Below are 24,649 nucleotides of genomic sequence, written 5' to 3'. Positions count from 1 at the left end.
TAGGTGTATGTTACGGTTAGATCAAGGTTGGCCAACTGATAACTGATATTCTTTTACATCTTGATATTTCACACACGCTAACATACACTGTTATGGTAACGCCACCTGCCAATTTCGATATAGTGCGTGGAGTTATTAAGATGAAAGCAGACGGTGAAGGGACCCATATAGATATGCTCAATGGCAACGGAAGAGGATATCCTGAATCTATTAGTTGGAACGCCAAACCTGGGGAGAAAATTTATTTTAGAGTACTTGATAACGGCTTTAATAATTTCAATGAACCTTATACAATCCAGTTTACAAAAACATAGAAAAGCCTCTGCTGGCGTTTTGCTGACAGGGTTCCTCTACTTCTGCTTCTTTATATCATTACTGAATTGTCGAATACTGACACACAATTTAAAATAGCTATCGGTGAGTAAATTTAATATGTTATCATTCTTAAAAACAATATCTTGCATCAGTAATTCTAAAATCATCAACAGTAGATACTATCCCACGACATCACAATGCTTGTAGATATAAAAAACGTGTTAAATAATGCCCCTTTTGTTTGTTTTCATAAGTGACGTACGCATCGAAAGATCAAACGACACCAAACTTCCACTTATCCATATAAAAAAACGGTACCTAGAAAGGTACCGGAAACCATAACCGACTTATTCATACATCGTTTATCTATATCATAACTAAAACGTACCTCAGTCCCCTTACGGATAGGATCATGGCTTATTTCAAAAGTTCTTCCGGTGTCTCTCCGCTGTACACAAATACGGGACTTGCTGTATTCACTACGAATACGGCTACCATCGTCAGAGCAGATGCGATAAAAGAAAACAACCGATGTCTAATCCTGTGGATCCATAACATGAGCTTGTCCTCCTTTCCAGCGTAATAAACTAATAGCCTGGACCAAATATATGACAGCCAATGTTGGGGACTGAAGTCCAAAATTAAACATAACAATGAGACTGCTAATCATGCGGAGTTTTGCGTAATGCTTCTTCGGTATTCGGGACTGCCTCTCGATTCGGCTGGGAGCGAACACCATCACCAGCAACAGACTGAGAGCATTAAGGATGAGCACACCTTCGGTATCAAAATCTACAAAAGATACCAGGGTGAATAATGCTGTCGTGAATGCAATGCAGCCGGCCCCCGTCTTAAGGTGATACCCTCCTGAAAATTGCCTTAATATCGCGAAACCCATCAAGGCTAAAACAGCCTGCTTCACGTTACCCGTTAATATAGAGATAACTAGCGTGAAGACCACAATAAACAATACGTTTAAAATGATGGCGATGGCATGGCTTAAAACAGGAACAGAGGACTTATGGTCGGGTACCTGGCGTTTGATCCCCTCCGCTATCCGCTTTGATATTCCTTCTATGATCATAAGAATCTCGCTCCTCTGTATTGATGGCATAATACAAGAAGATTCCAAATGTTATTCCAAAGAAGAGAAGATGCAGCCATAAACGGTTGAGGTAAAATAGAATCGCAATTAATATCAGCACCACGATAATCAAAGCGATCAGTAGAACATGTTCAAATTTAATGCGCAGCTTTTCCAGATCATACTTAAACCCAATACCAAATCTGTACATAATCCAGGATATCAAAAGTCCTGTCGCTCCTGACAGGATTTGAAGAATATAACCATTGGCATGATCGGTCTGAATGGAGTCAATCGATCCGAATATCGTTGTCAAATAGGCCGTCTGTACCAACGCATAAAGCATGTATCCAATAATGGTACATATCGCCGACCAGATAACTGGAATCTTAATAATGGCAGAAAATAAGAAAACGAAGATCAGCACGGTAATGAGAGGGGCGAGAAAATCCAATTGCAGCTCGTTGCGCATAATGAAGCTTTGTAAGTTGGCAAGTATCATGACAATCAACGCCTGCCATATGTATTCTGTTGTCTTAAATCTAAGCAATGACATGATTAGTGAATAAATCGCCAGTGTTTCAAATGTTGAAAACACCATAAACCAAATAACTTCCATTCAAAGCTTTCCTCCCTACACCCTAAGAAATGGTTAAATGTGTACTACGCCACTTCCCGATTTATCCTGATTACACTGGTGTGTATATCGTCCATAAAGAAACGGTATACCGACAGACCCTCAGTTTTCTATCGAGTCGTTCTAAATGATGCATATTCTTGAGGTCAATTCCGATGGCGCCTGCCACTTCTTATATGTCTGGAAACTGTGATGGAAAATGCCAAACTTTAAACGTCGTTTATAGCTCCGGCTTGGCTCAAAAATTCTAAAACAGAACAGCTTAGAACTTATACACCAACCACTTGCAACGTTCCATATACCAAACGAAAACCAAGCTTTAGTTATCAAGAATCCACGACCTTGTGAATATGACTAAGCCAGAATAAACTCAGTTTCTACCATTTAACATCCTGACATCATCTAATTCGATTATATAAGGCCTGGAAGGCATAACAACAGGTAATAAAATACATAAGTGGGGGAATCCATCATGGATCTATGAGGTGAAGAGTGAAATAGGAAGTTAATTTGCTATAATTCCATTATATACGAACATACATTCTTATTCAACTGCTATAACATGCAAAAATACAATTATCTAAAAAAATCAAAGAAGAGGCATCGCCATCAACTGCCCCTTCCCTTCTCCATCCACGACCATCTAAAGAGGTTGGTGCCCCTTCTTGTTAGCACCCCCTCATCTTCCCTCTGCTCTTCCTGCCATTCCCCAACTTACCTATACAGCTTGGTCCATGCCAAGCCATTGGCAACGAGCAGCAGTAGGATATATGCCAACATACCATAGGGAAACGTGCTGCTTACATAATGCAAACCGCATAATCCACCCACTACAATCATGAATAGCAGCACCCACCAGCCGTCTTTCTGCTGAGCCATATGAAACGCTTGAGAGAACGGCGGATTGCGCAGAACTGCCTTGGCTGTTAGAGGAATCAACACCAAGCCGGTAAGGAATATGATGAGAACATCCGGGAAAATCCGGATACCGAACAGGATCAGGAATAGAATCGCATTCACAGCGAACAACGGTAGGAACATTTTTATAGCAAAAGCCTTTAAAGCACCTTGGTATAAGGGACTCATGTTTGACATCGGGGCTGCCCCAAACAACCAGAAAGCCTTGGGCTTCCCTGAGAATTTCAGCATCATCACGACCGTTACAATCATGATGAGCATGACCTGCAGCACATAGTACGACGATCCCCTGCCGATTTCCGTCAGAGAGGAGTTGCGGATCGTGGAGAAAAAGAACAAATAGGGCAGCAGTACGGACAATCCGAGTGTAGGATACACCTTCAGCTTGAATTCTCTCTCGTTCTTCAACATGCTGGCAGATAACCGAAAACATGCCTGCTCTGTACGCGAACGGCTTACGATTTTGGCCAATAACCTGTCAAACCGTCCGCGCTCTCGCCCTTTTCCCGCTTCGCTGTGAGCCAGCTTTTCCAGATACTGCTCGAAGGATGGAATATAACGGAGGTACACCATCATGAGCAGAATCGGAACGAACATGGCCAGTAAGGAGAGAACCATCAGCCACCCGCTCCCCTCGCCGAACATCCATTCAAATGGAGCCGCAAACCAGACGGGCGGAAGCAGAACCTGCCACCAGGCCGGCGTAAATACCAAATTGAAATCGATCAGATCAAACGAACGGATCACGAACTGATAGCCGATGGCAAGCATGGCCGAAAGTCCAATCTGTACATAATTAATCAGATCCTTCAGCTTCTCTCCATCCCAATACTTGAGCAGCAACAGATAAACCAAGGAGGTGCTCACCAGAATGAGCATATTCATCAAAATTAACTCCAGAATATATATCAGTAAAAACAGCACGCCATGCTTGATCAATCCAACGACCAGCGAACCTGCTAATAGCGCCCCGGTCAGCAGCAGCAAATAAATGCCGGCATGAATCGATCTAGCCAATCCGACCGTGCGGCCGTCGACCGGTTTCGTCATCAAAATGCTGCGATCGCGCACATCCAGCAGCACGGATGAGAAATCCGAAATCATGGAGGTCATGATCAGGAACATGAGGATGGCGGACAGGATGCTCATCGGCATCAGATATTCCGGATCGCTCCAGAACACAAACGGAGTCAGGACAAGCCCGATTAAGCCATACAACCAGAGGGAGCTGACAAACAGATTCTTGTCCTGTTCTTCCGCCTTCCGGCTGTTTGAAGATAATATGACGGGTGCCCGCCTCGAGTCCATGAGCAGCTTGACATGCAGGATCCGACGCAGCGTTTCATAGTCAACGCCCATTCTCGAGATTACCCCTTGAAATCGATCCAACAGCTTCAGCATTCGAAATGATGATTCCGATCCGGCCATGTCAACTTCCCTCCCGAACGATCGATACGAACCGTTCAGCGATGCTGGCATGGTCATTGAAGCCCGTCAGCTGATTGAACACCTCTTCCAGCGACCCCTCATGGGAATGCTGCTGCAGTTCTTTGAATGTTCCGTCCGCCACCACCCGGCTGTCAGCGAGCAGGATGATCCGGCTGCTGATTTTCTCAACAACGTCCATGATATGTGAGGAATAAAAAATCGTCTTTCCCTGGGCCGAGAGCTGGGCCAATACTTCCTTGACCACCATCACGCTGTTCGCATCCAGCCCGCTTAAGGGCTCATCCAAAAACAATAGATCAGGGTCATGCAGCAGGCTCGAGATCAGGAGCACCTTTTGCCGCATTCCTTTTGAAAAGGTAGCGATCCGTGAGTGATAGGCCTTTTCCATGTCAAAACAGTCCATCAATTGCTTCGCCTTATAATCCGCTGCATCATATGTAAGTCCGTACAACTCGCCTATAAAAGTCAAATACTCGGCAGCGGTTAACTGATCGTACAATTCCGCCACCTCGGGGACATATCCGATTCTCCGTTTATAATCGATATTCCCGTCGGAAATATCCTGACCGAATATGCGGACGGTCCCCGTGTACCCCTCAACCAGCCCGAGCATAATTTTTACCGTCGTGCTCTTCCCCGCCCCGTTCGGACCGATATATCCTATCATCTCACCGCGGTTGACCTTCAGATCAATCCCGTTCAATACATATCGGTTATCATATTTCATGCGCAGGTCTTGAATCAATAACACTTCATTTTCGGACATGATATTATTCTCCCATTCTCCCATTCTCTCATTGTCTTCACATACCTACCTTATTATGGAAGTGAAGGAAAATCAACCTTTTGACGCATACTCGCTCTGCAGTATCCCCATATGCACGATGTCATGCCAGACGCCATTCCGATACAAACTTTGTCTGGAGCTGCCTTCGTGGACAAATCCGATTTTTTCATACAGCTTAATTGCTTTATGGTTGAAGGAAAATACCCGTAAGTTCACCCTGTGCAGATTCAGCTCCAAAAAAGCATAATCGAGCAAAAGCGTCATCGCTTCAAAACCATACCCTTTGCCCCAATAGGTCTTTTCGCCAATGTCGATGATACACTCCGCATTCCGGTTCTTGGTATCGATATGAATCAATGACATAATGCCGATCGGTCTGCCCGTTTCCTTCAACAGGATCAGATAGCTCTTCGAGGAGGAAGAGCCCAGGATCACATGCTGAACGAAGTCCTTTGTTTCCTCCAGTTGATAAGCATCCAGGCAGGGACTGGTGGATTGCATCACTTCGAGATCATTCCGCCAAGTATGATACAGCTCCGCGTCATTCAACGTCATTTTTCGACAAGTCAATCTAGCAGAATCAAATAGCATTCAAAAAGCACCCTTTCTATAATCATAATTCTATTGTTATAGGATTTAACATTGCGCAGAGAGATTGAATAAACGTTTCCAGCTGCTCCGGCACGCAAGTCACCGTCGGTCCGAGCTGGAAGGTATCCAGCATGAGCCCGTTCAGAAACGAGATCATATACCGCGCTATGGCTTCCGGTTCCAATCGGGGCCGAAACTCCCCTTGCTCCCGCCCCTTCCGAATGACCCGGCCCATGGCCTCAACGGTCAGCTGATAACGTTCGGTTAAATAGGGATAATCCTTCTTGGCATGAACATAAGAGGAAGACAGGAAAAATTCAGCCCTGGCCAATACAAGCGAATGCTGGATTAGCGAAATATCACCCTGCTGTTTCCGAACCCAGTCCATCAACTGATTCCATATCGGATACTGCGGATCCGGTTCAAAAAAACGGAGCGTCTCTTGGTCATCAAAACGCAGGACCTCTATAAAAACATGCTCCACATTATCAAAATACGCATAAACGGCCCCCCGGGACATACCCGCTTCATCCATAATGTCCTGCATCACCGTGCGGGTATAGCCCTTTCTGATAAAGACCCGTCTGGCTGCCGTCAATATTTCAAGTTTCTTCTCCCGTTTGTATTCCTCACTAACCCGTGGACACATAAGTCATTCCTCCCCCGACCTTTATCATGAATATCGATTCCACGAACTTCACCTCATCATAAACGACATCAGTGTCGTTTTTTTAACTCATTTCATCATAAACGACATTAATGTCGTTTTCAAGAGACATCCGTAGTAAACACGAAAAGCCTCTTGAAGAAATCCCTTCAGGAGGTATTTGTGTACAGCCAAGCCACGATCCATGTTAGATAGAATGTTCCTTCCCCCTCCTTATATTTCTCTTTGAAAACAACTTGTTCTATTTTTCGGCTTATGCACATTTCCGTCAACATTCGCGAATAGCTGCATATATATGGGGGAGAACGAAAAGAGGTGATCGGACATCATTAAGGGCATTAGCCGCATACTGATCTTCACCTTACTGCTGGTTTTCTTTTTCCCCGCCGTATCCCAAGGCGCTACCGGACAGAAGCTGGACAGTAAGTACACCAAGTACGCACAGTTTATCGTCATTGATAAATCCACCAACAAACTGACGTATTACGAAAAAGGCAAGGTCATAAAAACGTTTCCCGTCGCCACAGGCAAAAAGCCCTCCTATACGCCGGAAGGCCTGTTCAAAATCCACGAAAAAGTGAAGAACAGACCTTACTACAAGGAAGGCATCAAGGGAGGAGACCCGCGTAATCCGCTTGGGGACCGCTGGCTCGGCATTAATGTGAAAGTGAACGGCAGAGTTAGCTACGCGTACGCCATTCATGGAAACAACAACGCGAATTCGATCGGCAAGTACGTGTCGGCAGGTTGTATACGGATGCATAATAAAGACGTTCGCTGGCTCTACGACAAGGTGAAAATGAACACCCCCGTCCTCATCCAAAAATAAGAGCAAAAAGCCAAACACGTTTATGTGTCTGGCTTTTTTAAAATTTGACGTTTACGATCCATACTCCGCTCCGAATTCAATAATATTGCGGTCTGGATCCAGCACGAAAATTTGCGCAAAGCCAGCAACGCTGTCGGGATTAGCTACATACTCAACGTCCATTCGGTCCAGCCATTCCTTCGTTTCGCGGTAACTTTTCACCCAGATCGAGAAATGCCCGTCCGTCGTATCGATCCCACGCTCCCGCAGCGTATCACTGATCGGATGCTCCAGCAGATGGAGCTGCTGGTCTCCGACAGCGTACCAGACACCCTTGGAGGCAAACGGTGGGCGCGGCAGCTCCTGAAACTTCAGCACCTCCGAATAAAACACCTTTGCTTTCTTCAGATCGCGAACCGCCAAGCTAACATGGTGCAGCCCTTCAAATTGAATCATGAATCACACCCCCAGGTATGTAACTTTATTCTAAAGGATACCTTATACATTATATAACATGAATTAACCATCTAAGGGGGGAGTTTACCATGGACATCCATTCGGAGGAATATAAAATCGCCTCACTCAATGGGAATGAAGGTACCTTGAAGGCGATTGAAGACGCTGAGACCAAGATTGCCGAGCTTACAGGCAAAGACATCACCCTGATTGCTTACGAGAAAGACCAGATCCAAGAGAAGAATCAATAATTAAGCCGAGTAAAATAAAGAGCTGCCCTCCAACCGTCCGCTAAAGACCTAGGAAGAGCAGCTTCTTCATTATAGAAAACAGGATGCGGTCACGGCAGCTTGATAGGTCACGTTAACCTCCAGCGGCTTGTCGGTAAGACCATTCTGATCGAACAGCAGCCGGTCCACCTCAAGCTCCTCAATCTCTTCGATACGTCCCTCCACATAATCCGCAAGCCGGTCCCTCGTGGAGGAGATTCGTGCTAACAGTCCTCCGTAGCGGAGATCCAGCACTTCCCAGCCAAATGGCTTGTACGTGTCCATCCAAAGCGCCCGGTGCGAAATGCGCAATGTCTCGATGCGCTGCTTTAATGCGGACAACGGGGAAGCTGCGGCGTTAGCAAGTTCGGCCAGCAACTCCTTTTCTCCTGACTGGTACAGCCTTCTGAGTGTAACGCCCAACGTGCTTTTGATAATGAGTGCCGACGCCAATTTTTCATAAAAATCATACAAGCGGCTAAACGGTGCCGGAAACTGCTCCTTACAGTGCCTCCATTGCTTCTCCAGCTCGGCATAATGTCCAGGCAGCACAGATTCCGCTTCACCTTCAACATGCTTGTCCAGCAGTCCCAGCAAAGGATCCTGCCACAGCAAATACTTCGAGGGATTGGCCATCCATTGGTTTCCCTCCGATACGCCGGGAACCTCATCCATATATTTCAGCGTGTTCAGCGATCCGAACAGATCGATGCCCGTGCAAGCCGCAAGCCGTCTTCCCAGAAGCTCGTCACTGATATCGTCTCCGTACCCATGCTCGGCAAACAGCTGCAGGCCCGCAAGAACGACCAGGTGGTTGGTTTCGTTGCCGTTATCCCCCCAGGCGGTGGCGATGACTTCGCGGATTCCTTTCGTTTTGGCGGCGCGCAGGGCAGGATGGCTGGTCATCCACGTCTTGCCGTTGTTCGGACTGATGCTGTTCCACATATGAATGCCGCCTGCAAAAATCGGCTTGGAGCCCAGCTTCATATGCTTCTCATACAGCCGCTCATAACCCTGTTCATCCCTACGTCCGTAATCCCAGTACACGAATTGAACGCCTTTGGGAATGCGGCTCATGTTATCGTCCGAGAAATCCGCGTCCACGTTGTACAGCGCCCCCTGATAATCGTTGGCCAGCAAATTAAAGTACATGTCGCTCCAGATCATCGGCTGGAGTCCGAGACGCTCGGTGATGGCCAGCACTCGACTGACATGATCATTCATGATCTGAAACCGGTCCTGATTTCCATTCAGCTTTAAATACTTCCCAAGGCCGACCTGAAACGCCTCGTCCATTCCGATATGAATTCGTTTGGAACGGAACATGCCGGATGCAGCGGTGATCATCTGCTCGATAAAAGCATACGTCTTCGGCTCGCCTGCAAGCAAAATATCGGGATGATCCTTGATATCCGCGGCATACCCCCATTTCAGCGCTTGCTGCAAATGCCCCAGTGTCTGAATGCACGGAATCATCTCGATGCCGAACAGCTCTGCGTAATCGTCACATTCCTTCATTTCCGAAGCCGTGTACCGGCCGCGCATGTATCCAAAGTAGGGCTGCTCTTCCACCTCATAGGTATCCTCCGTATACATCATCAGCCCGTTCAGCCCCATCAGGGCCATGTAACGGATAAACTGCTTGATCACCGGGACCTTGAGAACGCCATTGCGCGAAACGTCGAGCATCGTGCCGTTAAAGTCGAACTTCGGTTCCTCCGTTAGTTCGAATTGCGCTCGCTCCCTGGCCTGCTCCAGAAACACACCCATGGCACGGAAAAAGTGTATGGTTTCTTGGTAACGGATCGTCCCCTGCCCATCCTTCAATGACACCTGAATCGGTCCTTTCGCTTGAATGGCCCGAATTTGTAAGCCCTCTCCCTCTGTGATTCGGATGTCCAATATTTCCGAGAGTTCGCTGATCCCTTCAAGCAATTTCCCCGGCAGGTTATCAAAATGAATCTTCATGTCATTCCTCCATTATCCACTATCCCATTTTTGAGATGCTGCCTATCATTATGCAAGACAGCAAAGCCCGATCCCTGTAATCTCGGAATCGGGCTTTACTGGGCTGGGACGTTCATCATTCCCAGTGCTAGATAATAAATGCTTACTTGACCGAAACTTTAACGCCCAGTGTCACGATTTCGTGAGGCTTAACCGCCAGCGTGAAGCTTTCTTGATCATCAAAGCTTTGAACCGCTCCCTCTACTTCCAGAATAGAGCTCTTATAAACGCCCTGGGAAGGTAGAGAAGATTTCAGCTTCAGCTCTGTATCCGTGCCTGCCATATTGAACCAGCGCAGCATCAGATCACCGGTCTTCGGATTCACCTTCAGGGAAGAGAACGCAAGTTCTTCATGGCTCCATTCAAGCGGTGCAGATGTCGATGCGACAGCCCCGGCATGGACTCCGGTCTGTGCAACCGTCCATGGGATCTGGAACTGGTAAGCCTCCGCGTATGCGCCTGACTTCATGCCGTCGCCTTGATGCGGAATGACCTCCATACGTACCGTATGAACGCCGATGCACTGAGCTTCAGGCGTAGGGAAGTACCCCCAATCCCCGAGCTCGCCTACGGAACGAAGCAATGTAACAGCGATGGTATTCCGGCCGTCACGCAGGACTTCATATTCATTCAAGCCCTGGTTAGCCACCGTCAATCCTGCAGTAGCTGTCGTAACGTCAACGAAAGCCTGTTGGTGAGCCGTATAGCTCGGGTTCTCCCATTCGGCAGCAGGTTCGTTATCCCGTGTCGCCACTTCAAACATGGAATCCACGTTATGGGACGATGCCTGCAGATCCGTTGGGAACAATGCGCGCACCCGATGATCCTTCGCCTGATTATCCATCGTGGCTTCGATCTCCACTCCTTTGCCGCTGCGGTTCAGACTGACCACGGTACGAATGCGCATTGGCACCATCTCGCTCGATCTTTGCGCTTTGCGGTTCGGATAATATACGAGCTCATGCTGCTCTTCATCCAGCTTGCTGTCCGCCATAGCCGGAATGGACCAGTTATGAACGATTTCAATGGACGCGCGGTAAGGCGTATCTTCCAGAACCGAAATTTGGGCGGTTTGGCCTTTCGTAGTCAATGCAGCTTCGCCATCCGGCTGTTTGTACATATATTCGTTACCGATATCTCCGGTATTTTCATAGACGCCCAGATCGCGGTATACTTGTCCGTTCTTTTTATCCGTCAAGGAGAAGGAGCCGTCTCCTTGGATCTCGACCTTGATCAGCTCATTCTCCATCACATTGGCCTTGCTGATTAAGGATTCTACCTCGGCAGGCTTCACATCGCTCTTCACCCAAGCATACGTGGTCAAGCCCATTGCAGGAATCGCGCTTGCCTCGAAGGTAAGTCTCACACGGCGGCACATATACGGCTGGCGGAAACGGTCGTCCGGCAGATCGTACCCGAACTGAAGACCCAGATCCTCAACGGTGCAAGGTACAGCTTGACCTTGAGCGTTAACCAGCACACGGCCGGACAAATCGATTTCCTTCATTCGGCGGCTGGTTTCCTCCAAAGAGTAACCTTCCCGGAAATAAAGCCGTTTCGCGTCCAGCTCGATGCTGACCGTACCGCTGCGGCTCCATCCTGTCGTATTGAATACAACAAGCGGCAGCGGATCGGATCCCCACTGATCGAAGGCGGTCGTGTCAACTGCATCTGCAATGACGCGAACGCTGTCGTCCACGATATTTTCGGCCACGTGTGCGCTTTTCTCAAAGCGGGTAACCATCTCGCGGTGAACTTCGTCCACGCTGCAGCCGCAAATGCTGTCATGCGGATGATTCTGCATCAGCGTCTTCCACGCATAGGTGAACAGATGATGCGGATACTCTTTGCCCAGCAGACTGGCGTAGGATGCAAGCGGCTCGGCCACTTTTTCCAGTATGGTCTGACCGCGCTGGTTCATCTGCTTCAGGTATACGCGTGCCGAAGCGGTATTCACGAGCGTTCCCCATCCATCGGTACGCTGGCTGCGCAGCTCTCCTTTTACGGAGGAAAGATCCTGCGGCAGCTTCTCGCGAACGGCTTTCAGGTAATCGTCAAAATTGGAATGAATAAACTCCGTATCCGGATACAGCTTCTTCGCTGTACGGATGCCTTCCGGAAGATCGGTCTGTATCGGCTGATGGTCACACCCGTTCATATAGAGCAGCTCAGGCGTGGAAGCATACTTCTCGGCATCCGCCAGCTTGCGGTCCCAGAATGCCTTCGCTTCCGCTTCATCAACGGGAACCTCGTTACCGTTACTGTACCAGTTGGCAAACAGGATGCCCAGCACCTTGGAGCCGTCCGGACCTTCCCACATCAGCTCTGAGAATGAGGACTCATAGCCGCTGTCGGAGACGGTATTGTTAAAGCCCGTTGGCTTCACGCCCCGGCCAAAGAAGGCATTATCAATGCCGGACTGCAGCATCAACTGCGGAATTTGGCCCGTAAGTCCAAATGTGTCCGGGAAATAACCGATTTTGGCAACCGTGCCATAACGCTCGGCATCCTGGTGCCCGATCTGCATATTTCTCACGTTGGCTTCACTGCTTGTCAGATAGGCATCCTGCAGAATGTACCACGGACCGATAATGATGCGTCCATCCGAGATCAGCTTCTCAAGCTGCTCTTTCTTCTCCGGTCTCACCTGCAAGTAATCTTCGATAATAATCGTCTGGCCATCAAGGAAAAAGCTGCGGTATTCCGAGTCCTTCTCCATCGTCTCAAGCAAGCTGTCCATGAGCTCGATCAGCCGCACATGGTGCTTTTCATACGGTAAATACCACTCGCGGTCCCAGTGAGTATGCGAAATAATATGTGCTTTTCTGGATTGATCCATCTCTGCTAAGTCCCCCTTATGTTAGCCCTTCGATACCGTGATTTCGACCTCATCCGGACGGTACACCGATAACAGGTCACCGCTCGCATCTACTGCGAACAAGACTGAACGATCCGCTTCCAGAACGAATGAATAGATGAGGCCTGTTGAAGGATCCTTCACCTCAACGTTCGTATCCCATGATTGCTCCGAGCCGAATACGAAGAGAGCTCCTTCTTCAAACGTTACCTTGCGTCCATAAACGCCGGAATGTTCTCCGCCTTGATTCCAGATCAGCCCTGTATCGGCAGCAGATAGCTCCAAAGCATACCGATATAAAGCCGCGATGGTGTCGATTCGATCATTTAATTCTACAGGAAGCGGGCTCCAGAGAAGACGTCCTGCCCCAAGCTTCACGTCCACGATGGAGTCGCCGGCTGCATCGGCCGGTTTCGCCCCGCTGCCTGCCGGAATTTCTTTGCTCAGCTCGGCAATCTTCCGATGACCATACGATGCAGACCAAGCGCGTTCCCCAATGCGCAAGCTTTCTTCCCGGCGCACATTCGCCAGCTTCCGCTCGCCCAGTTCCTCCGTCATTCGATCGACCGGATGCCAATATGCATCCAGACCAATAGGACCTGTCAGGAGGAGCGTAGCTCCCGTTTCCTTCACGATATCCATCAGCTCAGCAAAAGCCTGGTCATCTACATTGTGCGCGCTCGGCAAAATAATGAACTTCACCGGTTGGTTACGCAGCGAGCTTAAATCATACTCTCCGACAGCACGGAATGGCACGTTCAGCTCGTAAGCAAGCGCCCGCGTCGCCTTCGTCGTTGCTTCAAAAGCAAGCTTCCGGTTAGAGAAATCGTTGGAATAAGGGAAAATGACCGCGGTCTCTTCCAGCTTCCGGCCTTTAAACATGTCCCGGATGCCTTCCATGAAGGCGCCGAAATCATACGACACATCCGCTTCCGGCTTCTCCGTGCCGTCAGCGCGGACGGCTCCGATATGCGATTCATTGGCATTATCCATGTAGAAATTCGTGTTCCAGATCCAATGAATGGCTCCTGCGCCCCCTGTGGAGAAAGCGTAAGCATACTTGCGCTCCAGCAGGTTCCGAAGCTCGGCTTCGCTCCGCTTCGCCCGGCCGTCCGGCGTTTCCACGTACATGATGCCCGTTTCCTGAATCAGGTTCGGTTTATCCGGCGTTTTGGCAAAGATGCCGTCCCAGATCAAATAGTCGTTGAACCACCAGGAATGGACCGTCGTATAATCTACGGCTTCGGCATAGAAGAACGGAGATGGACGCTGTGCGCCAAGCGCCTCGTCCTGTCCGACTGTAACCATATGATCCGGGCATACCTCTTTGATATCATCATATAATTCCTTGGCCCAACGGTTATGCATGTCCATGGAGAACAGGACATAATCGAGCCATTGCGCGCCTTTTTTCCCTTGATGCATGTCTTGAACGTCAAAATTAATGACTTGAGGCTCCGGAGGAACCACGGAGTCAAAACCCGGCAGCTGATCCGCTGTCATATTCCAGCGTTCCTGCAAACGTTCAATCGAACCATGACGCTTTTTCAGCCAGTCGATATAAGCTTGTCTCTCAAATGGATCCTTCGCGGAGCGCGGACCGTCCGAGAAAATCTGCGGCGGATCGAACATGGATGGTTCGTTAATCAGATCCCAGTCCACATTCTTCGTATCTTTATGTCTAGTAATGATGGAACGTATGAAACGCTTCTGCGCTTCCACGCTTCGAGGGTCGAGGTAAGGATTTTGGCCTTCCCAAGTCTCCGGCGTGAAGGAGAAGAAGGTGAATGTTACCTGCAAATCATGCTTTTTCGCGGTTAACAGGAAGGCGTCGATCGAACGCAAAACCTCTTCGGATGCATGCCCGTCCACCTGCATGATATTGCGGTATGCGGTCCAGATACCGGTACGGATCCAGTTGATGCCGGCATTACGCATTTGCGCCATATCGCGATCCCATACATCCGTATTCGGAAGGAACAGGAACTTACGCGCGACATCCGACGTCATGTAAGTCATCCCGACAACAGGCAGCGGGCGACCGTCCTTGATGAAGTAATCCCGATTGCAGGTTACGGGCGTACCCGCCTGCAAAAGCTCGGGATCTGCTCCCCAGAACCCTTGTCTCAGTCTGCGGATTTCCCCATCCGGTCCTTCGGCCTCGCACACCACGCGATAGGATCCCGGCTTGATATCCAGCATAACCGGAATACGCTCTACATGAAATTGTCCGGTCACATCGACCGTCACGGAATGATGCCATGATAAGGAGTCATCTTGGTCGTGCTTGACGGAGATGCGGAACGTCCAGCTCTGCGGCTCTTGTACGGGCAGATTCCGGCCAAGCCGTTGTGCCTGCAGGGTCAGGATCGCACGCTCACCGGACTCGTAGGCCGCATAATTCGGCTTGATCCACAGCTCGGTAATCCCCTTCGCGCAGAATGCCGCCCAGCTGCGGACCTCTTCTCCGCCACCCTGTTCCCAGAAAGAGGTCGAGAGAGGCTGATTCACAAACAGCCAGCGTCCGCCCAAGAAAGGTCCGCCGACGTTTTCCCATAGAACAACCGGAGCGGCGACTTCTCTCCCCTTCGCCGTGCTCCCCTTAAGAAGCGGATAAATCCGGGTATCCATCGGTCCTGCCGATCCCATCTGATGCGGCAGGTCACTGCTTTTGGTAACATGCGGAACCAGGTTCCACGTATCGCTGATGGATAATCGCTCCCGGCTGCTCTCCATCAGCGGTATCACGTCGCTTGCTATCAAATGGTCGACGCGCCCGCTGTCCACGGGCAGCACCTCATGAATATGAAGCTGCTGGTGGTACGCCGTCTGTTCGTGCTCCACCACCCAAGCGCCGTCCTCCTTACGGACAGGACGCTTGAAGGGTGCGCCGCCAACGCTGACCAAGCCGCCGCCGTTTCTCAGAAAGTCCAGAATCGCTCTCCAGGCGGATTTCGGAAAATAAGGCGCGTGCAAATTGACAAAGGTTGCACCTTGTCCGCCTGACGATGCCAGCGCTTCAGCGAGGTCCTCGGCGCCGTACACCGCATCGAATGCATTCAGAGCCGCGACGCTAGCCGGCAAACCGGCAGCTTCTGCTGCCGGAAAGGACGGATCATAGAATACAATCAGGCGCCCGCTCATAGAATCCCTGCTTTCATCGCCTGGTACACCAATTGCGAGAAGAGGCTGTTGGACCAGGCAAACCAAGATCTGGTGAAGACTTTCGGATCGTCGGCATGGAAACCTTCATGCATAAATCCGGTATCCGCATCGGTCGCTTCCAGCAATGCAATCATCTCCAGCTTCTCTTCTGCCGTCTGTGCCGTAATTCCCTGCATGGACAAGGCCATATGCCAAATATAATCCGGCGGCGTATGCGGACTGCCGATGCCTTTGGCAACAGCGCCCTCGTAATAGAAAGGATTTTCTTTACTGAGTGCAAACCGTCTGGTGTTTTGGTAGATCGGATCATCGGCAGAGCAGTACCCCAGATAAGGAATGGACATCAAACCAGGTGTTCCCGCATCATCCATCAAACAGTAATTTCCGTATCCGTCCGTTTCATAGGCGTAGATCGGTCCAAACTCCGGATGGCGGTAAATGCCGTACAACTGAATCCCATGATCCACGTCGGCTTCGAGACGCTTCAGTTCATCCAGCAGCTTCATATCCCGGAATACCCATTCCGCGAATTCCTGCATTTGACGAAGAGCGACAACGGCAAACATGTTGCCTGGAATATTGTAGTGGAAATCGCAAGCGTCATCGCTTGAACGGAAGCCGGACCAAATCATGCCCGTATAATTCACCGGCATGCCGAGCCCGTTATTGCGCAAGGAATCCGTTGGAATTCCGTTATCCCGCGTGAAACGGTAAGGCGATTTCTCGAGATGGTGCTGCTCGGTTTTAAACAGCTCGATGATCTTGATCATAGCCGACTTGAAGTTGGCGTCAAACACATCCGTCAGGCCGGTTTCCTTCCAGTACAGGTAAGCCAGGCGAACGGAGAAGCATAGCGAATCAATCTCAAACTTGCGCTCCCATACCCATGGGGACATTTCGGTTTCGTCGGTTGTGTTCCAATGCCAGTCATTCGCCGATTCATTAAAGGCATTGGCATAAGGATCGATATGAATATATTGAAAATGGCGTTTGATCAATCCGCTTAAAATCCGCTGCAGCTGCGGATCATTTTTTGCAAACGGAATGTAATGGATCACCTGTTCTACCGAATCGCGCAGCCACATGGCCGGAATATCACCGGTAATCACAAATGTCGTGCCATCCTCCATCAGTTTGGTTGTTGTCTCCAGCGTGTTCGGGAAACAGTTCTTGAACAGCTGAAGCAGCTTCGGACGGTGCGCAAGCTTTTCTTCAGCCTCTTGCAGAACCGCCTGAATCGATTGCGGCAGCTCAAGCTCCGGCATTGGTATTTTGGGGAGTCTGAATTGTTCCATGGTTGTTCTGGCTCCTTTGATTAAGTATGATGTGTAGTCAATTTGATGGTTTTGATCTCATACGGCAAGAATGGAAGGGTTAACCTTCCTTCCGCGATATCCAGTTGTTCGAGTTCTTCTTCCAAGGCGTTGGATAAATGGATGCTCTCATAAGGATAAGGCCAGCTCAGTGCAGCTTCGCCTCTGCCCCCGGCGGATTCATACATCCGAAGGATATACCCTGAACCGTCTTCTGCCGGTTTAACCGTATCCAGAATGACATGGTGGCTCTCGAACGGAATAAACGATTGAACAGCAGGCCGAGAACCTTTATTCGAGCTTGTTCTTACGCATGGAAGCTCATGATTAAGCTCGGCTGCTTTACGGACGATTCCGGCGCTTCTCCAGTCTCCGTTATGCGGATACAGGGAATACGTGAACTCATGCTCTCCCAAATCCGCCGTGACATCCGGCCATTTCGGCGCGCGCAGCAGCGACAACCGGATGGTGCTATCCTGAATGTCATACCCGTACTTGCAGTCGTTGATAAGGCTGACGCCGTATCCATGCTCCGACACATCCGCGAAACGGTGGCCGCAGACTTCATATTGCGCCTGCTCCCAGCTTGTATTGCGATGGGTCGGTCTCTCGATGGTTCCGAACGGAATCTCATAAGTAGCCTTATCGGCAACGACCCCGATCGGGAAGCCGACTTTCAGCAGTTTATGTGATTCATTCCAACTGACAAACGTCTTGAAGTCGATCCGCCGGTCATGATGATAAAAAATCATGTCCTGCATGATCTCCGAGTTATGGATGCGCCATCGGAAACGCAGCACATCCTGTACCTCACCCGCATGCACCAGCTTCTTCTCGATCAGCTCCGCCTCTCCGGCCAATTGCTCCTCGTAACGGGTATCGATATCCCATGCGTCCCACAGCGTCGGACGGTCATGGAAGAAGTGGAAGCGGTTCGCGGCTTCGCCCGGCTTGACCACTTCCCGATGAGCCTCTTTATCCCACAGGCTCGTGATTTCGCCGCGCTCATTGAAGCTGACCTTATAAAAATCCGTTTCCCAGGAATCTGCGAATACTGTAGTAGAATTCTCCGCCACCGCTTTGTTTCCTGCCGGCTGCTTTAACCAAATGGTCTTGTATCCCAAAGCCGAGATGCCTTGAACATGAACATTCAAGCGGTGAGAGACTTTACCGTTCTCTTCGGTTTGGGCATCGTACTGCAGCAGCGCTCCATCTGAATCATACGGGGCGAGTCCCTGCTCTCCTTCAATCGAAATGACGGCATCTCTGCTCCATCCAAGTCCGTTGAAGATGACATACGGAATGCCTTCCCCTTCTGTATCGACCTGATCCGCCAATACCTGAAGCCCAACATGGAGGCTGTGGTTTCCTTTTTGGAACACCTCTGCGTATTCCTTCTCAGAGGTGACGTAAGACTCCGTAATGGCAGAGCCCGGAATAATATCATGAAATTGATTCAGCAAAATCAACTTCCAGCCGTCATGCAGCTCGCTCATAATTGCCTGCCGCTTCTCATTGTCCATCGACGGAAATGCCACCGAATTCCATAGCTCCGCCTCGCGGTACAGGATTTCTGCTTTCCGGTTATGACGCTTGTTCCGCGCATGCGTTGTATAGGTACCGCGATGAAGCTCAAGGTATAAGTCCCCGCGCCATTTCGGCAGCTTCGGCTGTGTTTCCTCGATCCCGCCGAAAAACTCGGCAGCCGTGCTGTACTTGCTGGCCGGTTGACCCACCATAAGCTCGGCACGGTCGATATATTCCAACATTTCGCGGGTTACGCCGCCTCCGCCGTCACCATGTCCATAAAGCAGCATCTGCTCCGGATGAACGGCTCTTTGGCGGTAGGACTGCCAATGCTCGTGAACATCTTTTGGCAGCGTGTTTTCGTTCACGCCGTGATTGAGATAGGATAACATCGGTGTTCCATCGATCCCAACCCAATGGAACAGGTCGTAAGGAAACACATTCGTATCGTTCCAGCCAAGCTTGGTTGTCATGAAATAACGAATGCCGCCATGCTTCAAGATCTGAGGCAGGGATGCACAGTATCCGAACGTATCCGGCAGCCATTCAATATGAGATGTCAAGCCAAACTCTTCTTGATAGAAGCGTTGCCCATACAGCATTTGACGCATGAGGGACTCCCCGCTCGGAATGTTCAGGTCCGGTTCGACCCACATCCCGCCGACAAGCTCCCAGCGTCCCTCCTTGATTCTGGCCTTCACTCTCTCGTACAGCTCGGGATCGTGATCCTTCAGGAATTGGTACAGCAAAGGCTGGCTCTGCGCGTACTTAAATTCGGGATACTCATTCATCAGCGCATCCATGCTGGAGAAGGTCCGGCTGGTTTTCCGCACGGTTTCCCGGACGGGCCACAGCCAGGCGATGTCGATATGCGACTGACCCACCATATGCTCGGTGCCTTCGGCATGGCCGCCAATGGCAGTAACCGCCTGTTTCAGATCTTGCTCAATCCCGGTTACCTGAGCGCCATCCCGGATGGCGGCGTCATCCAGGCTGACAAAGCGGTCCATCGCCTGATACAGCGCCTCCAATAAACGGATGCGCCGCATATCGCTATCCGGCAGCAGGATAAGCGAATCCCGAATCACGGTTGCGGTGTACATCAGGCTCTGAACCGGAACATTTACGTTGACGAGCATGCTTTGCACCCTAGTAATCGGAGGCTGTATGACAGCCTGCTGATTCAGCGGGTCCACCGGCTCCGGAATCGGATCGTACAACTCGATCTCAAGCTCCATATTCATGCCGGTGCGTTTCGGATCGAGCTTGACGAAAGTATGATTCCGGTCTAATCCCTGATAAGATGCGCCATTAATGCGCAGTAAGCCCTCGCCCCCGGAGTGGAACACAAGTCCGATCGCACCGTCCACCCAGTGCGTGGGCAATTCAAGGTTTCTCCGAAAAAAGTAGGTTGTCCCTTGCGTACTCGGGAACCTGTTGAAAACTTGTCCTTCAGCATAAGGGGCCGTATCTTCGTACACGCCCGGAACCATGTAAGTGGTCCGGGTAATGTTCCAATCTCGAAGCTCCGTCGACTCGAGCCACTGCCGCTCCGACAGTTCGCGTATAAAGCGTCGAATCCGTTCCATTCATTTAACCCTCCTGTACGGTCAGATCTGCACTCAGCGTATCGTTCACGTGTCTGCCTATCATCATACGGAACAGCCCAGGCTCAACCACCTGCTGGTAATCTTGACCGATATATTGAAGCTGTTCCGGACCGACGGTAAATTCCACTTTGCAGCGCTCTCCAGGCTGCAGGAAAATTTTCTGGAAGCCCTTCAGCTCACGCGCCGGTCTCGTATATTTGCTGGCAGCATCGCTTACGTATAATTGTACAACTTCGGAGCCTTCGCGGTCACCGCTATTTGTAACGTTCACAGAAACAACGGCCGTACCGTCTGTTCCGATCACTTCAGGAGTAATCTGAATATCCGAATAACTGAATTCGGTATAGCTAAGCCCGTATCCGAACGGATAACGCGGCTGAGAATCCTCTTCGAGGTAACGCTTACCGCGCGACCGCTTGCCGTTATAGTAAACCGGCAGCTGTCCGACATGCTTCGGTATCGACATCGTCAGTTTGCCGGACGGATTCACATCGCCGAACAAAATGTCCGCTACCGCATGGCCGCCCTCCTGACCCGGATACCACGCTTCAAGGATGGCATCGGCATGCTCGTCGATCCACGGCTCCGCAATTGGCCGGCCGTTGATATACACAACGATCATCCGCTTTCCAAGCTTATGAATCTCTTGGGCCAATTCCAATTGAACGCCAGATAACTGGAGCGTCATCCGGTCGATGCCTTCGCCGCAATCCATGTCACTTAAAGCGTCATCCGTAACCTTTGATGCCCCTGTGCGCAAATCGATCGTGCCTTCGCCAAAGTCGCGTGCGCTGGAACCGCCCAGTACCATGACCACGGTATCGGCCTGATCCGCACAAGCTAATGCCAATTCAAAGCCCTCCCTGGAATCGTCCTTAATGCGGCAGCCCGGAGCATATAATACACGCTTCGCTTCATCCCCCAGTTTCGCACGAATTCCGTCCAGTACGGTGGTCACGCTTGCCGGCGGCTGAGGAGAAGTATAGTCCCCAAGCTGATTGTATCCTTGATCGGCATTAGGTCCAATGACGGCAATCACGCCGCCTTCCTTGGATAACGGCAGGGCCTTTGCTTCGTTCTTAAGGAGAACGATGCCTTCCGCCGCAAGCTGCCTGGCAAGTCCGACATGCTGCTCGCTGCCGATCACTTCCTCGGCTACCTGCGGATCCACATAAGGATTCTCGAACAATCCAAGTTTGAATTTTAACGTCAATACACGGCGTACAGCCTCGTCCAATACGGAGACTTCCAGCTTATTTGACTCGACTGCCTTCAGAAGGTGCTTGCCAAACATCTCGCCCGACATCTCCATATCGATGCCGGCACGAATGGCCTGAACGGCGGCATCCATTCCGTCTTCAGCGGTATCATGGCCGCTCGCCAGCATATCGATGGCACCGCAGTCGGTGATTACCATGCCGTCAAAGCCCCACTCCTTGCGGAGAATGCCGTCAAGGAGCTCGGTATTGACGGTGCACGGCACGCCGTCAATCTCGTTATAGGCCGGCATAATGGATGCAGCTCCCGCTTCCACGGCTTTCTTGAACGGCAGCATGTCCACTTCCATCAGCTCGCGCGTGCCCATATGCACGGGTCCGGCATTTCTTCCGCCTTCGGAGCTGCCATAGCCCACAAAATGCTTCAACGTCGCCGCAACGCTGCTCGGGCTGTCCAGGGACTCGCCTTGAAGGCCTTCGACCGATGCGACCGCATATTCGCTGATCAGGTATGGATCTTCACCGAAACACTCCTCGGTACGTCCCCATCTTGGATCGCGCACGACGTCGAGCACCGGCGAATAGGTGACCGCTCCGCCCTGGCTGCGTGTTTCCAGCGCGACGGCACGGCACATATCGCGGTATAAATCCACGTTCCATGTGCTCCCGATAGACAGCGGCACCGGGAAGACCGTGCCGCCGATGGCCATATGCCCATGCGAGCATTCCTCCCCGATCAGGATCGGAATACCCAGACGCGATTGCTCAATAGCGTAGCGCTGGATGTGATTGACGGCTTCCGCTCCTTCACGCGGAGAAAGACCGGTCTCAAGTGTTACACCGGTCCATGGATCGGCGCGTAGGGTCCCGTAAAGGGATCCGACGCCGCCATTTTTCACTTGCTCTTTAAATGAATCCGTTAAGGTAATCCGGCCTTCATTCACTTCATAGGTCTTCCAGCCGAACGGCTGGATCAGCTGCCCAACCTTTTCCTCCAGGTTCATCAGGCCAAGAAGATGTTCCACTCTTTCCGTAATGGTTTTACTGGAATCTTTATATGTCATCTCATACCCTCCGGTACATGAAGAATTTATTCTTTAACCGCGCCGATGGTCAGACCTTGAATGAAATAGCGCTGGAAGAACGGATAGGCCAGAATAATCGGTCCGGTTGCCAGAACGACCATCGCCATCCGCGAAGTATCCTGCGGCATGCTCTGCAAAGCGGCCATGCTAAGTGATGAATTCTGAGAGTTCTGCAGGATGAACTGCATGCTGGTCTCAATCCGCATGAGCATGGATTGCAGCGGAACCAGGTTCGGATCATCAATGTAGAGCAATGCGTTGAACCAGTCGTTCCAATACCCCAAGGTGCTGAACAACCCGATGGTTGCCAGACCCGGCAGGGATAGCGGCAATACCAGCTTGTAGAAAATTTTAAACTCGCTCGCACCGTCGATTTTACCGGATTCAATGATGGCATCCGGAACGCTGGTGCTGTAGAAGGTTCGAAGAATCATAATATAGAAAGCATTGACCGCCAATGGCAGGATCAAAGCCCAGATCGAATCTTTTAGGCCGAGCAATTGCGTTGCAACGATATAAGTCGGTACCAGACCCCCGTTAAACAGCATCGTGAAAAATGCAAAGAACGAGAAGAAGTTCCGGTATCTGAACCCTTTACGGGAGACAGCATAGGCATACAGCGAAATAATAAACAAACTGATCAGCGTACCCACTACCGTGACAAAAATCGTAACGCCGTAGGAACGAAGAAGCGTATCGCCTGTCTGGAATACATATTTGTAAGCCTCAAGACTCCATTTCTCCGGCCAGATTTGGTATCCGTTACGGGCCAGTGAGCCTTCATCTGTAAATGAAATGATCATAACGAATAGGAACGGAAATACACACAGGAACGCGAAAATACCGGCAATCAGGTTGAATACGACATTCCACCCGGATGAAAGCTGATGGAAATCCTTCATCTTGCTTTTAGATTTGAACACATCACATACCCCCTTCTTGGTAGATTGATCGATTAGAACAATGCGTTATCCTTGTCATATTTACGAACGACATAGTTCGATACCATAACCAGAATAAATCCGACTACCGACTGGTACAGACCCGCAGCAGTACTCATTCCGATCTCGCCTGTTGTTTTCAGACCACGATATACATAGGTATCAATGACGTTCGTTACGGAATACAAGGTTCCCGAATCCCTTGGCACTTGATAGAAGAGACCAAAGTCTGCGTAGAAGATTTTACCGATCGCAAGAAGAGTCAAAATGGTCATCAGCGGTTTCAGCATCGGAAGCGTGATGGCTTTAATCTGCTGCCATTTGTTCGCTCCGTCAATCATGGCCGCTTCGTACAGGGATTTGTCGATCCCCATAATCGCCGCCAGATAAACGACACTGTTATAACCAACGGATTTCCACAAACTGATTAACGTCAGGAATATCGGCCAATACTTGGCTTCGGAATACCACTGAACCGGCTCCATGCCAAACCAGCCCAAAATCTGATTGAGCATCCCTTTATCCATGCTCAGGAAACTGAATGCAAAATAACCTACGATAACCCAAGACAAGAAATACGGCAGAAACATACCGGTTTGATAGACTTTCGCCAATTTCTTATTCACGATTTCAGACAATACGATAGCCAGCGCTACGGATAGAATGAGACCCAAAATGATGAACACGAAATTATAAAGAACGGTGTTGCGCGTAATGATGTAAGCATCGTTGGTACTGAACAGGAATTTAAAGTTTTGGAACCCTACCCATTCACTATTAACGATACTTGCCCAGAACCCGTCACGGCTAAAGCGGTATTCCTTAAATGCAATAATAGTCCCGAACATAGGCAAATATGAGAATAAGAGAAACCACAGGGTCCCCGGCAAAACCATGAACAGCATGGCCTTATTCGTCATAATATTTTTGAAAAACTGTCCGATCG

The 24,649-nt window shown here is 50.1% G+C and carries 20 protein-coding genes; 3 read left to right on the top strand and 17 right to left on the bottom strand.

What is annotated here, in order from left to right; translation table 11 throughout:
• Nucleotides 1–140: 140 nt before the first annotated feature.
• Nucleotides 141–314, top strand: a complete 174-nt coding sequence (locus tag PAEVO_RS33625) for a hypothetical protein (protein ID WP_165789600.1) — start codon at nucleotides 141–143, stop codon at nucleotides 312–314.
• 418 nt (nucleotides 315–732) lie between these two features.
• Here PAEVO_RS33625 and PAEVO_RS34570 read toward each other — a convergent pair whose 3' ends face one another.
• The 8 genes from PAEVO_RS34570 to PAEVO_RS34150 form a co-directional block, all read right to left on the bottom strand.
• Nucleotides 733–873: a cyclic lactone autoinducer peptide gene (locus tag PAEVO_RS34570; RefSeq protein ID WP_098742799.1), complete on the bottom strand. Its 141-nt coding sequence runs from the start codon at nucleotides 871–873 to the stop codon at nucleotides 733–735.
• Nucleotides 851–1,399, bottom strand: a complete 549-nt coding sequence (locus PAEVO_RS01765) for an accessory gene regulator ArgB-like protein (RefSeq protein ID WP_100536014.1) — start codon at nucleotides 1,397–1,399, stop codon at nucleotides 851–853. The genes PAEVO_RS34570 and PAEVO_RS01765 overlap by 23 nt, the downstream gene beginning before the upstream one ends.
• Entirely contained in the window at nucleotides 1,335–2,018 is a 684-nt protein-coding gene (locus PAEVO_RS01760) for a hypothetical protein (protein ID WP_100536013.1), read from the bottom strand. The genes PAEVO_RS01765 and PAEVO_RS01760 overlap by 65 nt, the downstream gene beginning before the upstream one ends.
• Before the next feature lie 732 nt (nucleotides 2,019–2,750).
• Nucleotides 2,751–4,382, bottom strand: a complete 1,632-nt coding sequence (locus PAEVO_RS01755) for a hypothetical protein (RefSeq protein WP_100536012.1) — start codon at nucleotides 4,380–4,382, stop codon at nucleotides 2,751–2,753.
• Nucleotide 4,383: 1 nt separating this feature from the next.
• Nucleotides 4,384–5,169, bottom strand: coding sequence for an ABC transporter ATP-binding protein (locus PAEVO_RS01750; RefSeq protein WP_100536011.1), 786 nt, complete (start codon nucleotides 5,167–5,169; stop codon nucleotides 4,384–4,386).
• A gap of 72 nt (nucleotides 5,170–5,241) precedes the next feature.
• Entirely contained in the window at nucleotides 5,242–5,781 is a 540-nt protein-coding gene (locus PAEVO_RS01745) for a GNAT family N-acetyltransferase (protein ID WP_100536010.1), read from the bottom strand.
• A 22-nt stretch (nucleotides 5,782–5,803) separates the two neighbouring features.
• Nucleotides 5,804–6,430 carry a TetR/AcrR family transcriptional regulator gene (locus PAEVO_RS01740; RefSeq protein ID WP_100536009.1) on the bottom strand — a complete coding sequence of 209 codons (627 nt, stop codon included), beginning with the start codon at nucleotides 6,428–6,430 and terminating at the stop codon, nucleotides 5,804–5,806.
• Nucleotides 6,431–6,809: 379 nt separating this feature from the next.
• Entirely contained in the window at nucleotides 6,810–7,019 is a 210-nt protein-coding gene (locus PAEVO_RS34150) for a hypothetical protein (RefSeq protein WP_243390609.1), read from the bottom strand.
• On the opposite strand from PAEVO_RS34150, the gene PAEVO_RS01730 reads away from it, so the two are divergent.
• Nucleotides 6,924–7,277, top strand: coding sequence for a L,D-transpeptidase (locus PAEVO_RS01730; RefSeq protein ID WP_253300999.1), 354 nt, complete (start codon nucleotides 6,924–6,926; stop codon nucleotides 7,275–7,277). The genes PAEVO_RS34150 and PAEVO_RS01730 overlap by 96 nt on opposite strands.
• Before the next feature lie 51 nt (nucleotides 7,278–7,328).
• Here the strand turns inward: PAEVO_RS01730 and PAEVO_RS01725 are convergent, their stop codons facing one another.
• Nucleotides 7,329–7,712 carry a VOC family protein gene (locus PAEVO_RS01725; RefSeq protein WP_100536006.1) on the bottom strand — a complete coding sequence of 128 codons (384 nt, stop codon included), beginning with the start codon at nucleotides 7,710–7,712 and terminating at the stop codon, nucleotides 7,329–7,331.
• Nucleotides 7,713–7,801: 89 nt separating this feature from the next.
• Here PAEVO_RS01725 and PAEVO_RS33620 point away from each other — a divergent pair, with 89 nt between their 5' ends.
• Nucleotides 7,802–7,963, top strand: a complete 162-nt coding sequence (locus tag PAEVO_RS33620; RefSeq protein ID WP_164817388.1) for a hypothetical protein — start codon at nucleotides 7,802–7,804, stop codon at nucleotides 7,961–7,963.
• Nucleotides 7,964–8,032: 69 nt separating this feature from the next.
• On the opposite strand, the gene PAEVO_RS01720 is transcribed toward PAEVO_RS33620, so the two are convergent.
• From PAEVO_RS01720 to PAEVO_RS01685, 8 genes are all read right to left on the bottom strand, one after another.
• Nucleotides 8,033–9,949 (bottom strand): beta-N-acetylhexosaminidase, encoded by a 1,917-nt coding sequence (locus PAEVO_RS01720; RefSeq protein ID WP_100536005.1) that lies wholly within the window; start codon nucleotides 9,947–9,949, stop codon nucleotides 8,033–8,035.
• A gap of 142 nt (nucleotides 9,950–10,091) precedes the next feature.
• Nucleotides 10,092–12,827 (bottom strand): alpha-mannosidase, encoded by a 2,736-nt coding sequence (locus tag PAEVO_RS01715; RefSeq protein ID WP_100536004.1) that lies wholly within the window; start codon nucleotides 12,825–12,827, stop codon nucleotides 10,092–10,094.
• A gap of 21 nt (nucleotides 12,828–12,848) precedes the next feature.
• Nucleotides 12,849–15,989, bottom strand: coding sequence for a beta-galactosidase (locus PAEVO_RS01710; protein WP_100536003.1), 3,141 nt, complete (start codon nucleotides 15,987–15,989; stop codon nucleotides 12,849–12,851).
• The gene (locus PAEVO_RS01705; RefSeq protein WP_100536002.1) at nucleotides 15,986–17,305 is read right to left on the bottom strand and encodes a glycoside hydrolase family 125 protein; all 1,320 of its coding nucleotides are present in this window, start codon (nucleotides 17,303–17,305) and stop codon (nucleotides 15,986–15,988) included. Before PAEVO_RS01705 ends, PAEVO_RS01710 begins: the two co-directional genes overlap by 4 nt.
• Before the next feature lie 20 nt (nucleotides 17,306–17,325).
• The gene (locus PAEVO_RS01700) at nucleotides 17,326–20,439 is read right to left on the bottom strand and encodes an alpha-mannosidase (protein ID WP_100536001.1); all 3,114 of its coding nucleotides are present in this window, start codon (nucleotides 20,437–20,439) and stop codon (nucleotides 17,326–17,328) included.
• Between the two features lie 4 nt (nucleotides 20,440–20,443).
• Nucleotides 20,444–22,741, bottom strand: coding sequence for a glycoside hydrolase family 3 N-terminal domain-containing protein (locus PAEVO_RS01695; RefSeq protein ID WP_100536000.1), 2,298 nt, complete (start codon nucleotides 22,739–22,741; stop codon nucleotides 20,444–20,446).
• Nucleotides 22,742–22,767: 26 nt separating this feature from the next.
• Complete coding sequence (locus tag PAEVO_RS01690; RefSeq protein ID WP_164817402.1) at nucleotides 22,768–23,664, bottom strand: carbohydrate ABC transporter permease; 897 nt, start codon at nucleotides 23,662–23,664, stop codon at nucleotides 22,768–22,770.
• 53 nt (nucleotides 23,665–23,717) lie between these two features.
• Nucleotides 23,718–24,647 (bottom strand): ABC transporter permease, encoded by a 930-nt coding sequence (locus tag PAEVO_RS01685; RefSeq protein ID WP_165789694.1) that lies wholly within the window; start codon nucleotides 24,645–24,647, stop codon nucleotides 23,718–23,720.
• Between the last annotated feature and the right edge of the window lie 2 nt (nucleotides 24,648–24,649).

Source organism: Paenibacillus sp. GM2FR (genome assembly GCF_002803325.1).
GTDB classification, from domain to species: domain Bacteria; phylum Bacillota; class Bacilli; order Paenibacillales; family Paenibacillaceae; genus Paenibacillus_AQ; species Paenibacillus_AQ lautus.
The sequence above is the reverse complement of the archived record's forward strand: the minus strand, read 5'-3'. Positions and strand labels throughout refer to the sequence as shown.

Excerpts from the sequence above, each read along its gene's own strand:
- PAEVO_RS33625 (WP_165789600.1), top strand. The coding sequence starts at position 141 with ATGAAAGCAGACGGTGAAGGGACCCATATAGATATGCTCAATGGCAAC.
- PAEVO_RS34570 (WP_098742799.1), bottom strand. The coding sequence starts at position 873 with ATGTTATGGATCCACAGGATTAGACATCGGTTGTTTTCTTTTATCGCA.
- PAEVO_RS01765 (WP_100536014.1), bottom strand. The coding sequence starts at position 1,399 with ATGATCATAGAAGGAATATCAAAGCGGATAGCGGAGGGGATCAAACGC.
- PAEVO_RS01760 (WP_100536013.1), bottom strand. The coding sequence starts at position 2,018 with ATGGAAGTTATTTGGTTTATGGTGTTTTCAACATTTGAAACACTGGCG.
- PAEVO_RS01755 (WP_100536012.1), bottom strand. The coding sequence starts at position 4,382 with ATGGCCGGATCGGAATCATCATTTCGAATGCTGAAGCTGTTGGATCGA.
- PAEVO_RS01750 (WP_100536011.1), bottom strand. The coding sequence starts at position 5,169 with ATGTCCGAAAATGAAGTGTTATTGATTCAAGACCTGCGCATGAAATAT.
- PAEVO_RS01745 (WP_100536010.1), bottom strand. The coding sequence starts at position 5,781 with ATGCTATTTGATTCTGCTAGATTGACTTGTCGAAAAATGACGTTGAAT.
- PAEVO_RS01740 (WP_100536009.1), bottom strand. The coding sequence starts at position 6,430 with ATGTGTCCACGGGTTAGTGAGGAATACAAACGGGAGAAGAAACTTGAA.
- PAEVO_RS01725 (WP_100536006.1), bottom strand. The coding sequence starts at position 7,712 with ATGATTCAATTTGAAGGGCTGCACCATGTTAGCTTGGCGGTTCGCGAT.
- PAEVO_RS33620 (WP_164817388.1), top strand. The coding sequence starts at position 7,802 with ATGGACATCCATTCGGAGGAATATAAAATCGCCTCACTCAATGGGAAT.
- PAEVO_RS01720 (WP_100536005.1), bottom strand. The coding sequence starts at position 9,949 with ATGAAGATTCATTTTGATAACCTGCCGGGGAAATTGCTTGAAGGGATC.
- PAEVO_RS01715 (WP_100536004.1), bottom strand. The coding sequence starts at position 12,827 with ATGGATCAATCCAGAAAAGCACATATTATTTCGCATACTCACTGGGAC.
- PAEVO_RS01710 (WP_100536003.1), bottom strand. The coding sequence starts at position 15,989 with ATGAGCGGGCGCCTGATTGTATTCTATGATCCGTCCTTTCCGGCAGCA.
- PAEVO_RS01705 (WP_100536002.1), bottom strand. The coding sequence starts at position 17,305 with ATGGAACAATTCAGACTCCCCAAAATACCAATGCCGGAGCTTGAGCTG.
- PAEVO_RS01700 (WP_100536001.1), bottom strand. The coding sequence starts at position 20,439 with ATGGAACGGATTCGACGCTTTATACGCGAACTGTCGGAGCGGCAGTGG.
- PAEVO_RS01695 (WP_100536000.1), bottom strand. The coding sequence starts at position 22,741 with ATGACATATAAAGATTCCAGTAAAACCATTACGGAAAGAGTGGAACAT.
- PAEVO_RS01690 (WP_164817402.1), bottom strand. The coding sequence starts at position 23,664 with ATGAAGGATTTCCATCAGCTTTCATCCGGGTGGAATGTCGTATTCAAC.